Raw genomic sequence first — 14,676 nt, 5'->3', positions numbered from 1 at the left:
CAGATTTTAGGAGAAACACAATGAAATTAGTGATGATTGGTCACGGTATGGTGGGTCATAAATTCATCGAAGCCATCTTAGAGAAAGCTGATGATGAATTAGAAATAACAATTCTTGCTGAAGAACCACGCATTGCCTATGACCGTGTACATTTGACTGAATACTTCTCTGGTAAAACAGCAAAAGACTTATCACTGGCTCGTTTTGATTTTGCAGATGCACATGGTATTGATTTAAGATTGAATACCAAAGCAACTGCAATTGATAGTAACGAGCAAACGGTGACCACCAATTTTGGTGATGTGATTCATTATGACAAATTGGTATTAGCAACAGGTTCATATGCCTTTGTTCCCCCAATTTCAGGGAATGATCGTGAAAACTGTTTTGTGTATCGTACTATTGAGGACTTGGATGCGATTCGTGCAGCAAGTTTAAACGCAAAGACAGGTGTGGTAATTGGTGGTGGCTTATTGGGGTTGGAAGCAGCCAAAGCACTACGTGATTTAAATCTGGAAACGCATGTGGTGGAATTTGCACCGCGTTTAATGGCAGTGCAGATTGATGATCTTGGCGGTAAAGTATTGCGCTGTAAAATCGAAAATCTTGGGGTTAAAGTTCATACCCAAAAAGCCACGCAATGTATTGAAGCGGGTGAAAGTGCCACACATGCCATGAAGTTTGCAGATGGCAGTGTGCTTGAAACCGATATCATTTTATTCTCGGCAGGGATTCGCCCGCGTGATGAATTAGCGCGTGTCAGTGGCTTAGCATTGGGTGAGCGTGGCGGGATTAAAATCAATGATTATTGCCAAACCTCAGATGACAATATTTATGCGATTGGTGAATGTGCACTGTGGGATAACAAAATCTATGGCTTAGTCGCACCTGGCTATGACATGGCACGAATCGCTGCTAAACATATCCTTGCTGAAGATACGCATTGTTTCGCAGGTGCAGATATGAGCACCAAATTGAAATTGATGGGTGTTGATGTGGCATCCGTTGGTGATGCGCATGGGATGACGCCAAACTCACTCAGCTATTTCTATGCTGATGAGGATGCATTGGTTTATAAAAAAATTGTGGTTGATGCAGACAAAACCAAATTGCTTGGTGCTGTATTGGTGGGTGATGCCAAAGAATACAATGATCTTCTGCAAATGATGTTGAATGGTTTGACGCTTCCAGAAACGCCTGAAAGTTTGATCATGCCTGGCTTTGCTGATTCAGGTGCGAAAGCAGGTGGCAGTGGTGTTGATTTATTACCAGATAGTGCAACCATTTGTTCATGTAACAACGTTTCTAAAGCTGATATCTGCCAAGCGATTTGTGAAGGTTCAACCTCTTTGGGTGCGTTGAAAAAATGTACCAAAGCGGCGACGGCTTGTGGTGGTTGTGCACCTTTAGTGACGCAAGTGTTGAAATCTGAATTACAGCGTCAAGGTGTGACGGTCAATAACCATGTCTGTGAGCACTTCCCATACTCACGTCAAGAAATTTATCACTTGGTTCGTGTCAATGAAATCAAGACCTTTGACGATTTGATTCATCAACATGGTCATGGTCTAGGCTGTGATATTTGTAAGCCGATGGCGGCCAATATTTTGGCATCGTGTTGGAATGATTTCGTACTTGAGCCAAGCCATGCGGGTCTACAAGACAGTAACGATTACTACTTGGGCAATATCCAAAAAGATGGTTCTTATTCGGTTGTGCCGCGTATGGCAGGTGGTGAAGTCACCCCAGATGGTTTAATCGCTGTCGGTCAAATTGCCAAAAAATATAACCTGTATACCAAAATCACAGGTGGACAACGGGTCGACTTATTTGGTGCGCAAATTCATCAACTCCCATTTATTTGGGAAGAGCTCAATGCAGCAGGTTTTGAATCAGGTCATGCTTACGGTAAATCCTTACGTACTGTGAAATCCTGTGTCGGTAGTACATGGTGTCGTTATGGCGTTGATGATTCTGTTGGCTTGGCGATTGAACTTGAGAATCGTTATAAAGGTTTACGTTCACCCCATAAATTGAAAATGGCCGTGTCAGGCTGTACCCGTGAATGTGCAGAGGCACAAGGTAAAGATGTCGGGGTGATTGCAACTGAGAAAGGTTGGAACCTATATGTCTGTGGGAATGGTGGCATGAAACCACGTCATGCAGAGCTATTGGCATCTGATCTTGATACCCAAACCTTGATTCGTTATATCGATCGTTTCTTTATGTTCTATATCCAAACAGCAGATCGTTTACAGCGTACCAGTGTATGGCGTGACAATATGGAAGGTGGTTTGGATTATCTTAAAGCGGTGATTGTCGATGATTCGCTAGGGCTTGCAGAAGAGTTAGAACTTCGTATGAGCCATGTGATTGGCACTTATCAAGATGAATGGCGTACCGCGGTTGAAGATCCTGAGATCCGTAAACGTTTCCAAACCTATATCAACACCAGTGCAGAAGAGCAAGCTGATCCACATATTCAATTTACTCAGGTGCGTGATCAGATTCGCCCATTAAATGAAGCTGAACGTTCAGAAGATCGTATCCCAATGGTTGAAGCATAAGGAGAACTCAAATGACCAGTTTAAAGAACATCGATATGCTGCCAGAAAATCAATGGGTTGAGGTGTGTGCTTTGGATGACATCACACCGAATACAGGCGTAGGCGCATTGATTGAAGGTCAGTCGGTTGCACTGTTCCGTGTTGGGCATGAAAAACGTATTTATGCTTTAAGCAATAAGGATCCGTTCAGCCAAGCCAACGTAATGTGCCGTGGCATTATTGGCGATTTACAAGGTGAACGTGTCATTGCATCGCCGATTTATAAGCAACATTTCAGCTTAGCGACGGGACGTTGTTTGGAAGATAAAGACCAAAAGTTATTGGTTTTTCCAACCAAAATTGAAAATGGTCGTGTTTGGGTCGGGTCTGTTCCGCAAAAAACCTATATTACCAACAATGGCGCTGCGCAAGAAAAGCTGAAACTGGTGCTGATTGGCAATGGTCTGGCGGGTATGCGTTGCTTAGAGGATTTACTGGACATGGCACCAGATCGCTATGAGGTGACGGTGATTGGTGAAGAACCTTGGGGCAATTACAACCGTATTATGCTGTCACCAGTGCTTTCAGGTGAAAAAACCATTGATGACATCATGCTGCATCCACATGCATGGTATCGCGATAAAGGGATAAAATTTATCGCTGATGATCCTGCGGTAAAAATTGATCGTACTCGCAAAGTGGTACATACCGAGAAAGGCGAAAGCGTTGATTATGATCGTTTGATTATTGCGACTGGTTCATCGCCGTTTGTTCCACCTGTGCAAGGTGTGGATTTAAAAGGTGTGATCAGCTTCCGTGATATTTATGATGTGAACACCATGATCAAATATTGCGAAACCAAGAAGAATGCCGTGGTGATTGGTGGTGGTTTGCTGGGTCTGGAAGCGGCGTATGGACTGAAACAACGTGGCATGAATGTGACCGTTCTACACCTGATGGATCGAATTATGGAGCGTCAGTTGGATGGACGTGCCAGCCGTATGTTACGCCATAGTATTGAGCAAAAGGGTATCAATATCATTACTGAAGCCAATACCGAAGCATTGATTGGTGAAGAGGGGCATGTCAGTCAAGTCCGCCTCAAAGATGGAACTGTGTTAGATGCAGATTTAGTCATTTTTGCGGTCGGGATCCGTCCAAATATTGCTTTGGCTCAAAGCGCAGGACTACGTTGTAATCGTGGCATCTTGGTGAATGACACCATGCAAACCTTTGATCCGAGCATCTATGCTGTGGGCGAATGCATCGAGCATCGTAATCAAACTTTTGGTTTGGTTGAACCACTGTGGGGACAAGCCTTTATTTGTGCAACGCATTTGGCTGAACATGGCAGCTTAACCTTTAAATCACCAACCGTACCAACGCAGTTAAAGGTGAGTGGTGTCGACGTATTCTCTGCTGGGAATTTTGAACCGAAAGAGGATTATGAAGACATCATCCTCAATGATGATAAACGTCAAATTTATAAGCGTATCATTATCCAGAAAGACAAAGTGATTGGTGCGGTTCTGTTTGGTGATACGGAAGATGGCATGTGGTATGCCGAGTTGATTGCAGATCAAACACCCGTTTCTACATTTAGAAACAAGTTGTTATTTGGTAAGGATTTTGCAATGAAAAAGGCAGGGTAAAAGCTAATTCTTTTGTGAAGAATAGATTAATTGTTAATGGTATTGCCGCATATTGCATGTATGAGCAGATGTTTTTTGTAAAGGCATTGCCTTACTTTTCAAGGATGAAAAGTAACAAAAATCCTTTGTTGAACTGACGGTACGTCCTTGCTACCGCAGTTCAACAAGGCGGCATCCATGCCGCCTGTCACGGTAGTGTGTGATGAGAAAAATCTAGTTTTAGAAAGATTGTTTGAGCTGAAACTGGAGAAGAACTCAGAAAGACTTTTGTTGAGCGTAGAGTTCAGTGGATTAATGAGGTAAAAGGGGCAGTCATGAACAGTATTCAAAATTTAGAACACAGTCGCTCCGATCAAGCAGAAACAATCATAACAAAAACAACATGTCCCTATTGTGGCGTGGGCTGTGGTGTGGATGTAAGTGTCCAACATAAAGCACATGGCACGACGGTACAAGTCGCTGGTGATATGAATCATCCTTCAAACTTTGGACGGTTGTGTATCAAGGGCAGCAATCTTGCAGATACGTTGGGCTTGGAAACCCGTGTCTTGCATCCGATGTTTGGCCGTAAAAACCATCGCACAGTCACTACATGGGATCAAGTCATCGAGAAAATTGCAGATCAGTTTCAAGCCTGTATTGATCAATATGGCGCAGACAGTGTTGCATTTTATGTCTCAGGTCAGTTGCTGACAGAAGATTATTATGTGGTGAATAAGTTTGTAAAAGGCTATTTGGGCACTGCCAATATTGATACCAATTCACGCTTATGTATGTCATCTGCGGTTGCGGCACATAAACGTGCTTTTGGCGAAGATATTGTTCCAGCCAGTTATGAAGATTTTGAACATACTGACATGGTGGTTTTAGTCGGTTCCAATACTGCATGGTGTCATCCTGTTCTGTATCAACGCATCATGCAGGCCAAGAGTAAGAATCCAGATTTATTTGTGGTGGTGGTTGATCCTCGTTTTACCAGTACCTGTGAGCAAGCGGATTTACATTTGCCAATCTTACCTGGTCAGGATGTGGCTTTATTTAACGGCTTGTTTCAGTATTTGTATCACAATGATTGTATAGACCAGCATTTTGTAGAGACTCATACCGAAGGTTTAGCGGCACTTTTAGCGGCGAGTACCAGCGAACAAGATTTTGATGGACTAGTGAAACGGACAGGGATTTCCGCAGAAAAATTACAACTGTTTTTTGATAAATTTGCCAAGACGGAGAAAGTGATTACGCTATTTTCAATGGGCGTTAATCAATCCTCTCAAGGGGTGAACAAAGCCAATAGCATTATCAACTGTCATTTACTGACTGGGAAAATTGGCAAATTAGGTGCAGCGCCATTTTCTATGACGGGTCAACCCAATGCCATGGGCGGTCGTGAGGTCGGTGGACTCGCAAATATGTTGGCTGCGCATCTGGATTTGGACAATCCTTCACATCAAAAACTGGTACAAGATTTCTGGAACAGCCCTGTGATTGCCAAGCAAGCAGGCTTAAAAGCAGTTGATTTATTCCAAGCAGTGGAAAGTGGCAAAATCAAAGCGATCTGGATTATGGCGACCAATCCTGTGGTGAGCTTACCCGATGCAGATCAAGTCAAACGTGCATTGGAAAAATGTGAGTTTGTGGTGGTCTCTGATATTTGTGCAGATACCGATACTACGGCTTATGCAGATGTATTGTTACCCGCGCTGGGTTGGGGTGAAAAAGATGGCACAGTTACCAATTCTGAACGCCGTATCTCACGTCAACGTGCATTTTTAACTCCGCCAAAACAAGCCAAAGCCGATTGGTGGGCAGTTGCACAGGTTGCGAAAAAACTAGGATTTAATGGTTTTGATTTTAGTCATGCCTGTGACATTTTTAATGAACATGCGGCTTTATCAGCTTATCAAAATGCCAGTGTTGACCAACGCGACCAAGTTGAAAATTTCCGTTATTTCAATTTAAAGGGCCTCATGAATTTAAGTCTGGATGAATATGATCATCTACGCCCAATCCAATGGCCTGTATGGGAGAAAGGTCAAAGTGTTGCGGTGGAGCAGCTATTTGATCGAGGTCGTTTTAGCCATAAAAACCAAAAAGCCAAATTGATTCCAACCGTTGCCATAGATCCAGTGCATACGGTCTCTGAAGATTATCCTTTGGTGTTGAATACGGGGCGTATCCGTGATCAGTGGCATACCATGACTCGCACGGGTTTATCGGCAAATCTCACCACACACCGCGCTGAACCATTTTGTGAGATTCACCCGAATGATGCGTTAAAATTTGGTATTCGTGATAAAGCTTTGGTCGAAGTTCGCTCGGAATGGGGCCGTTGCGTGCTGCGTGTGACCTTGGCGCAAGGGGTTCGGCGTGGCCAAATCTTTGCACCGATTCACTGGACTGAGCAAGTCGCTTCTGATGCGCGGATTGGTAAAGTGGTCAATCCTGTGGTGGATGCTATTTCAGGTGAACCTGAATTTAAACATACCCCTGTTGCAATTCAGCCGTTCCATACCACTTGGCAAGGCGTGCTCTATGTACGTGAAGGCTTTGAACATCATATCAAAGCTTCATTGCAAAATTGTGCATGGTGGACCAAGATCAAAACTGCAAAAGCCATTCGTTATGAAATTGCCGATCGTCAGAGTATTGATCAAACCCAAAAGAATTTAAAAAGCTTCCTACCTTTTGTCGATGAAACTTATGAATGGTTAAGCCTTGAAGATATTTCATCACAACTCAGTCATAGTGTGATTTTAAAAGAAGGTATTCTGGTTGCCAGTTTATATATCGCACCTGCCGATCTATTGCCTGATCGGGATTGGGTGGCTAGCCTATTTAAACGTGAACGATTAAGTGCCCTGCATCGTAAAGCGCTACTGGCTGGTATGCCAATGTCCGCTGCAAATAATGATGGACCATTGGTCTGTAGTTGCTTTAAAGTGGGTAAAAATAAGATTATTGAAGCCATTAAAACGCAAAATATCACGCATGAAAAACAAGTCACTGCATGTTTAAAAGCAGGCGGAAATTGTGGTTCCTGCTTACCTGAAATTCGTGGCTTGATCAAAACCTGTCAACTGGAGGCAGAAGCATGAATACAGAATATCCCGCTACAGATCTGGTGATCTTGGCGGGAGGGCAAGCGCGCCGTATGAATGGCGTGAACAAGCTACTGCAACAGTTTGATGATCAGATTCAACTGTTAAAAATTTCTGAGCATTTTAAGACCCAAGTACAACATATCTGGGTGAATAGCCATCGTGATCGTTCGATTTACCAACAGATTGAACCAGACATTCAATGCTATGCTGATGATCAGCAGGGTTTTTTAGGCCCATTAATGGGCATGAAAAGCGCATGGTCACATGTAGAATCTGACTATGTTTTATTTATTCCATGCGACGTCACTTATATACCAAATCAGGTTTTAGTCAAACTGCATCGAGCCTTACACAAGACTCCTCAAGCACAGGTGGCGTACGTTACAATGAATGGAGATGCTTTATATCCATTTTGTTTGCTAAAGCGAGAAAGTTTGTCGGTGCTGGAACAAGCAATCGCAGAGAAAAAACTCAGCTTGCGAGATTGTTTTAAACAATTGAATGCACAGACGGTCACATTTCAAAAACAAAGCCTGTTTTGTCATAGCATTAACTCCTTAGATGAGTTGCAACAATACAAGCAGATGAAGGTTTTTAAGCAATCTATTTCAGGTTAATAGATCTATTTAACTGATTTAAGGCTAATCAGTGTTGCAATCAATAATGCAGTCGCTGCGGTTATCAGTGAACTGTTGAGCGTATGATAGATTGTAAATAGGGCATTTGCTGTGATTGGCCCGATGATTTGACCGAGGCCATAGACGACGGTCATAATGGCAATTAAATTATTTTTGCTTTGACTTGCGATTCGCTGCGCGACAGGCATAGCAATGGTCACAGTTCCCATAAAGGTACCACCCACCAGTAATGCGCTCAACAGATAACCCAAAGCGGTTGGCAGCATGATGGGTAATACAACGCCGACAGCCTGTAATCCCAGGTTAGAGGATAAAGCGATTCGAGTCCCAAGTCTGTGATGTAGGTCATGCCAAAAAAAACAGGAAGGAATCGCACCCAAACCAAAGATCGCCCAAATGTGTGCCGCATCAATATTCGGTAAGGCCTGTTTGACCAGCAAAGGTAAATAAGTTGCCGTGATAATATAGCCAAAGCCTGTCAAGGCATAAATCAGAATCAGAGGGATCGCTTTTGGCAATTTAGCATTGGTGTGTGATACATGCGACTCTAAAACCTGTCTGGGCTGAGCTCGAGATAAACCAACAATAGCAGCGAAGCCAAGGACAAAACTGGATAGCCCAAGCAATAACCATAAGCTTTTACTCTGCGACCCGAGTTGTGAGCCGAAAGTCAAAAGTTCAGCTGATAAGGCGATGCCAAGACCAACCCCTGCATATAAAATAGGGGCTTGATGTGCTTGTTTCTGTTGTTCCAACAGCCATAACGAGGCTGAAATCATCGCTAAGGCACTGAATACACCTGCCAAAGCACGAATAAAAATAACGATCGAATTTACATCCACATAGGCAAGAAGGATCAAGCAAAATGCGGTGCCAATAGTTGCTAGTACACAGCTTAAATAACTATGTTGTGACTGAATTTTGATTGCGAATAAAGCCCCAAACAAATAGCCAGCATAGTTAGCGGATGCTGCGACACTGGCACTATGCAAGCTTAGAATGCCTTCCTCAATCATATGTGGATAGATCGCTGTGAATGCAAAGCGGCCAAATCCCATCCCAATTGCCATAATCAGCGCTGCACAGATTGCAGATTGTAGTGAGCTGTTGCTGTGTTTCTCAAGCTTGGTCATGATGCTTGTCCCTACAGTTAGTCGCTATGACTCATGTGCTCTAGAGATTGTGCTTTGGCAAGAAATTTGTAATCAAACAAATAAAGCCCATAGCTGAAACAACTTAAGATACAGATTAAAAGTATAAGTTTAGAGGTGTTCATTTTGAATCATCTTTGCATCATGAGAAATTCAATAAAATTTAAACAAGAGTTGATAATCATGTAAAATGATTTGAATTGATACTAACTATCTTTAATAGTGATAGCGATGCAAATTAAATCTTTAGAAATTTTTGCAATGGTAGTGAAATTGGGAAGCTTCTCTGACGCGGCAAAGGTGTTGCACACGGTGCAGTCCAATGTCACCAGCCATATCAAAAAACTAGAAACAGAACTGAATGTAGAATTACTACACCGTCAGAATCCAATACAACCAACAAGAGCAGGCGTGCAATTACATGGTTATGCAGAGAAAATGCTCCGCATACAAAAAGAGCTGCTAGACACCTTTAACAACACTCAGCTTGCTGCCAATTTTCCTTTAGAAATAGGGAGTATGGAAACTACAGCGGCAGTCCGTCTCCCGTCTTTATTTCGTGATTTACAGCAGTATATTGCAGATTTTCCTTTTGCTCTGTCCACTGCGCCAAGCCGAGAGCTCATTGATTTAGTTAAAGCATCTAAGTTGGATTGCGCATTTGTAGCCAATCACGCACCGATCGAAGGCATGTTTAATTTTCATGTTTGGACGGAAAAATTAGTGTTTATCACTTCGAAAAATTCGCCACAACAGCTCTCAAATGAATATTTAGCGCGGAAAAAATTTATTGCGTTTAAACAGGGCTGTAGTTATCGAAAAGCGATTGATTTATTCCTATCAACACATCATTTACCTGCGGCCAATGTGATTGAAATGGGAAGTTTGGATGGTATCGTCAGTTGTGTCAGTCTTGATGTTGGCGTGGCAATTTTACCTATCAGCTATATCCAGCAATCGCATTATGCGCAGAGTGTGATGATTCATGAAATCGACGCAGATTTTTCTGAAATCAATACCTATTTAATTGCTGATGCCGCGATGAGCAAATGGGGAACCAACATGCATCATTTTTTTGATCATTTACAACGCACAATACCCATTGAGAAAACAGAAGCAATACTGGTTTAGCACAAAGAGAAATAGAGAGGTGGGAACTCTCTATTTCTCTACAATGTACTAAAGCATCTTTAGGTTTTTGCCAGATAATTTTCCATTTCCTGTGTAGGAACCATGCCACCGCCTGTTGCCCAAACGATGTGATTGGCATTGTGTAACTGCTGCTCAGTAAATTGATGTAAAGCCGTATAGCGTTGATGTCTGTTGACTAAAATCGGACCCAACATACCTGCCAATGCAGAAGGTTCGAGTTTGATTTGCTCAGACTGATTTAACATTCCGAGTAAGCTATACATGCTCTGATCATCAAGCGTATAAAAACCATCTAACAGTCGTTGCATGGCGCGACCAACAAAACCAGAGGCACGACCCACGGCTAAACCATCAGCAGCAGTGATATTATCAATGCCGATATCCTGAACCGAAATTTCATCATGTAAACCAGTGGATACGCCGAGTAACATACATGGGGAATGAGTAGGTTCTGCAAATATACAATGCACATGATCGCCCAATGCCATTTTCAAACCAAAGGCAACACCACCTGGTCCGCCACCAACACCACAAGGCAAGTAAACAAATAGAGGATGATCTTGATCAACAACAATCTGTTTTTGTCTTAATTGTTGTTTTATGCGTTCGCCCGCGACTGAATATCCTAGAAATAGAGTGCGAGAGTTTTCATCATCAATGAAAAAACAATTTGGATTTTCTGATGCTGCTTTTCTGCCTTGTTCTACAGCTACACCATAATCTTGGTCATATTCGATGACATTTACGCCATGTGAACGTAATTTGTCCTTTTTCCATTGGCGGGCATCTGCTGACATATGTACCGTCACATCAAAGCCTAATTTTGCGCTCATAATGCCAATTGATAATCCGAGATTGCCTGTTGAACCGACGGCAATACTATATTGACCAAAAAAATCTCTAAATTCAGGGCTGTTTAGCTTAGTGTAATCATCTTGAACGCTGAGTAGTTCGGTTTGTATAGCAAGTTGCTCTGCTCGATAAAGCACTTCATAGATACCACCACGTGCTTTAATTGATCCAGAGATGGGTAGATGACTGTCTTTTTTAAGCCATAACTTTCCAGCTATTTTTTGATTAAAGTGAGCCTCCAGATGCTGTTGCATATTCGGGATATCGATCAGCTCAGATTCGATCATACCTTTCGTTGCAAGCGTTTCTGGAAAGACAGCCATCAAGTAAGGTGCAAAACGTGCTAAACGGTCACGGGCATCATCAATATCAGATTGATTAAGCCCAACATAAGGTAAACCTTCATCTAGCGTGGTGAAATCAGGGTTAAACCAAACTGTCTCTTTGAGCTCAATCAGGTCTTTAACAATTGGATATTCTGCTACAAGTTGTTGGATCTGTTCTGACTGCATAAGCGTACTCAAAAAATTTAAAGAAAGTGAATACTGAACGAGGTACAGCCTAAAGCAATTTGGCACTTGGATGTACTGTTTCTCACACTTTAGCCTGTAAAATTTTTATCACTTGCCCATAGATAGATTGCAAATAATCATTTAATGGAAGCAGGGTTTGACCAGACTTGCTGCGGACATATTTAAAATAAGGAATCAGTGGATATTCACTACTTTCACATACAATTACTTTGGGAAACCACTCTTGATGAAATTGATCAGCAGTAATATCAATAATGATGCCATTCACGAGCAGATAGCAGTGCGCAATTTCGGGTGCTTGAGGTGAAATTTGAACCTTTCCAACTCGATAGTCTGATTTAATCGCATGAACATTCAGCAAGTAATACTGCAATAGATCACAGGCATCAGCACCGCATTCTTTTGGGAACTTGCTGAATACACCTGTAATAAAGCCATGTGTGACATGATCCAATGCATCGCGAAAAGCCTCAGCAATCGCTGTGAGGGTTTGAATATCATTTTGATAAGCCATTTCTCTCCTTCTCATTCTTGAAGTAATACGTATTCTTTTAAGTTAAGCGCTTTAAATGTAAGATTTAACTAGATTTATTTGTTGAATTGTTAAAACTATGAGCTGATGTAATTTAAATTGAGCTTGATTAAATGATTGTTTTATACGTGAAATCTTAGGTGTACTTTCTGTTGCCTTTCGCATACGGAATCTGAAGTTTATAAGCCAAGCGGGAGAGAGGGTATTATTACAAAATGTTAAAAAGTTGCATAATGATCATACTATTTACAAGTTTAAAGTGAATCATTACAAATAAGAATAATTTCCATTTCATAATAAAACTAAGTACATCACTTGAGAGGATCGAAAAAAATGCCTCAATATCTGAAAATTGCTGAGAATATTTATAGAAAATTTCAGCAAAATGATAAGTTTATGATTGATAAACAAGACTGTTTAAATCTTATCATCAAGCAGATTCGTAAAGAGTTAATCGATACGGATTTAAAGCTGGTTTACAACTATATCGATTTTGTTGATGGCTTTAAAGAACCGGCAAAAGATGGTCGTATCAGTCTGGATATTAGTCTTATTCCAAGCTATAAGCACAAGGATGAGTTTGTTCTATGGCTTGCGGGGTTTATTGAAAAAATTACAGAAGGCGGTGTGAAACGTCTACCACCGATACATAAGGATATCCCACCAGAATTTACTTTTCAAAGTGATCCAAATGTGATTTTGGACATAAGAAATGAGCATAGTGGGGAAAGAATTATTTCTTACTTTAGAAGTGATGATTTCGCTGACGAAATTAAAGGCATTTGAAATTTATAAAGAATTTCAATATGACTGATTTAAATTCGTGTGAATTAGAACAACAAAACGTCTCTCAAATTAAGGTGTAGGATATGCCAACAAGCGAGAATGCATTGACAATATTTGAAGTTTTACGTGAAAGCCATGAAAAACAAAGAAATTTTTCTGAAAAGTTAATCACAACATCGGGCGATAGTGAAGAAAGAAGAGAACTTTTTGAGCTTCTGAAAAATGAACTTTTTGCACATGCTGTGGCAGAAGATCGATATTTATATATTCCATTAATGATGTCAGATGCAGGATTGAATATTACCCGTCATGCTTTATCAGAGCATCATGAAATGGATGAACTGCTGGAAAAGCTGACAGAAACTGAATTTAGTCATACTGGATGGCTTGCGATTGCTAAAAAATTATCTCATGTCGTTCATCATCATTTAGAGGAAGAAGAGCATCGTTTTTTTCAACAAGCAGGGAAAATTTTGCCTGAGCAGCAGAAAAAAGAGTTAGCTCAGAAATACCATGCAGAATATATAAAATATTTAAATAAAGACAAAGATAGTCTGACTTAAAATAATAGAAGTGTATGAAATTCTTAAACCCTCAATATGAGGGTTTTTTCAGTTTAATCATTTAAAAGTGTCGTCCTATTTCAAGATGTTTCTCTATTTACCATAAGTGATAAACATTAACTTAAAGAAAATTCTTATCACTGTTTTTAACAAATAACTCGCTTAAGGTGAAAGTACAAACAATTCATTTATTCAAATTCCAGTTGAGAATTTTGTTTTGAGTGAATTATTTTCTTAAAGGAGAATAAAGATGATAAACCAAGATGATTATGATCGTGAACGTATTAGAAATGCACCAGATGAAGTAAAAGAAGACCTAAATGCCGATCCGATTACAGGTGAGGCTGGTTCACATCCAGTTGGGACAGGGATTGGATCTGCAGGTGGTGCAGCAACAGGCGCTGTCGTAGGGAGTGTTGGCGGTCCAGTAGGGACTTTAGTGGGTGGTGCTGTAGGCGCAGTTGTAGGAGGTTTGGCTGGAAAAGCTGTAGGAGAAGCCATAGATCCTACGATTGAAGATGCCTACTGGCGCGAAAACTATCTGAATCAGCCTTATTATAGTGATGCAAACACCAAATATCCGAATCTAGATTATGATCGGGATTATCGAGATGCCTATCGTGTAGGTTACGAAAAACGATATGGTTATGATCCAGATGTGGCGTTTGAAGAGGTTGAACCCGAGTTAAGAACCAACTGGGAACAGGCCAAAGCTGAATCACGCTTATCTTGGGAAGAAGCAAAACATGCTTCACGTGATGCTTGGAATAGAAATAGTAAGCATAGCAAATAGAGATCGGCATTGGTCTGGCTTAGAGCCCTATTCTTAAAAGAATAGGGTTTTTTATGCAAGGGATATTCGCTGTTATTTTATATGTCTATAAATGAAAAGGGCCTGTAAGGTTTTTCGGGATTAATCAGTAAATAATAGATAAAATATTTATTTTTCTATAAGGGGTGTTGGGGGATGAAAGCAAATAAACTGAGGGGGACTCATCTTGATTTTTAAATTGATATTTGACTGTACAGAGTAATATTTGAAACGTCTAACAAAACCTATGGTTCTAGATTTTGTTCTAATTAAAATTTAATAAATTTTAGTCTTAATGTTCTGATTAATACACGATCTTTTTTAAATTAAACTTGTTTCTAGATGTTTATTTAATATTT

General features: G+C 40.9%; 11 protein-coding genes. 8 read left to right on the top strand and 3 right to left on the bottom strand.

Going from position 1 to position 14,676, the window contains the following annotated elements; translation table 11 throughout:
• The first annotated feature begins 20 nt into the window (after nucleotides 1–20).
• The 4 genes from nirB (at nucleotide 21) to MMO42_RS02555 (ending at nucleotide 7,916) form a co-directional block, all read left to right on the top strand.
• Nucleotides 21–2,567 (top strand): nitrite reductase large subunit NirB, encoded by a 2,547-nt coding sequence (gene nirB / locus MMO42_RS02570; protein ID WP_241319137.1) that lies wholly within the window; start codon nucleotides 21–23, stop codon nucleotides 2,565–2,567.
• An 11-nt stretch (nucleotides 2,568–2,578) separates the two neighbouring features.
• Nucleotides 2,579–4,198 carry a nitrite reductase small subunit NirD gene (nirD, locus tag MMO42_RS02565; protein ID WP_005293614.1) on the top strand — a complete coding sequence of 540 codons (1,620 nt, stop codon included), beginning with the start codon at nucleotides 2,579–2,581 and terminating at the stop codon, nucleotides 4,196–4,198.
• Between the two features lie 314 nt (nucleotides 4,199–4,512).
• The gene (locus MMO42_RS02560) at nucleotides 4,513–7,293 is read left to right on the top strand and encodes a nitrate reductase (RefSeq protein ID WP_241319135.1); all 2,781 of its coding nucleotides are present in this window, start codon (nucleotides 4,513–4,515) and stop codon (nucleotides 7,291–7,293) included.
• Nucleotides 7,290–7,916 carry an NTP transferase domain-containing protein gene (locus MMO42_RS02555; RefSeq protein WP_241319134.1) on the top strand — a complete coding sequence of 209 codons (627 nt, stop codon included), beginning with the start codon at nucleotides 7,290–7,292 and terminating at the stop codon, nucleotides 7,914–7,916. Before MMO42_RS02560 ends, MMO42_RS02555 begins: the two co-directional genes overlap by 4 nt.
• A gap of 5 nt (nucleotides 7,917–7,921) precedes the next feature.
• Here the strand turns inward: MMO42_RS02555 and MMO42_RS02550 are convergent, their stop codons facing one another.
• Nucleotides 7,922–9,070 carry a YbfB/YjiJ family MFS transporter gene (locus MMO42_RS02550; RefSeq protein WP_241319130.1) on the bottom strand — a complete coding sequence of 383 codons (1,149 nt, stop codon included), beginning with the start codon at nucleotides 9,068–9,070 and terminating at the stop codon, nucleotides 7,922–7,924.
• Nucleotides 9,071–9,319: 249 nt separating this feature from the next.
• Between MMO42_RS02550 and MMO42_RS02545 the strand changes: the two genes are divergently transcribed.
• Nucleotides 9,320–10,219, top strand: coding sequence for a LysR family transcriptional regulator (locus MMO42_RS02545; protein ID WP_241319129.1), 900 nt, complete (start codon nucleotides 9,320–9,322; stop codon nucleotides 10,217–10,219).
• Nucleotides 10,220–10,278: 59 nt separating this feature from the next.
• On the opposite strand, the gene MMO42_RS02540 is transcribed toward MMO42_RS02545, so the two are convergent.
• Nucleotides 10,279–11,604 carry a D-serine ammonia-lyase gene (locus MMO42_RS02540; RefSeq protein ID WP_241319127.1) on the bottom strand — a complete coding sequence of 442 codons (1,326 nt, stop codon included), beginning with the start codon at nucleotides 11,602–11,604 and terminating at the stop codon, nucleotides 10,279–10,281.
• A gap of 82 nt (nucleotides 11,605–11,686) precedes the next feature.
• The gene (locus MMO42_RS02535) at nucleotides 11,687–12,139 is read right to left on the bottom strand and encodes a hypothetical protein (RefSeq protein ID WP_241319125.1); all 453 of its coding nucleotides are present in this window, start codon (nucleotides 12,137–12,139) and stop codon (nucleotides 11,687–11,689) included.
• A gap of 351 nt (nucleotides 12,140–12,490) precedes the next feature.
• Here MMO42_RS02535 and MMO42_RS02530 point away from each other — a divergent pair, with 351 nt between their 5' ends.
• The 3 genes from MMO42_RS02530 to MMO42_RS02520 all read left to right on the top strand — a co-directional run bounded on the left by MMO42_RS02530 (nucleotide 12,491) and on the right by MMO42_RS02520 (nucleotide 14,299).
• The gene (locus MMO42_RS02530) at nucleotides 12,491–12,943 is read left to right on the top strand and encodes a hypothetical protein (RefSeq protein WP_005293633.1); all 453 of its coding nucleotides are present in this window, start codon (nucleotides 12,491–12,493) and stop codon (nucleotides 12,941–12,943) included.
• 83 nt (nucleotides 12,944–13,026) lie between these two features.
• Entirely contained in the window at nucleotides 13,027–13,506 is a 480-nt protein-coding gene (locus MMO42_RS02525; RefSeq protein WP_241319123.1) for a hemerythrin domain-containing protein, read from the top strand.
• Between the two features lie 250 nt (nucleotides 13,507–13,756).
• Complete coding sequence (locus tag MMO42_RS02520) at nucleotides 13,757–14,299, top strand: glycine zipper domain-containing protein (RefSeq protein ID WP_241319121.1); 543 nt, start codon at nucleotides 13,757–13,759, stop codon at nucleotides 14,297–14,299.
• Nucleotides 14,300–14,676: the final 377 nt, after the last annotated feature.

The organism is Acinetobacter sp. ANC 3882, from assembly GCF_022549545.1.
In the GTDB taxonomy this organism is placed as follows: domain Bacteria; phylum Pseudomonadota; class Gammaproteobacteria; order Pseudomonadales; family Moraxellaceae; genus Acinetobacter.
Note: the sequence above shows the minus strand (reverse complement) of the source record. Positions and strands in the feature narration are given on the sequence as shown.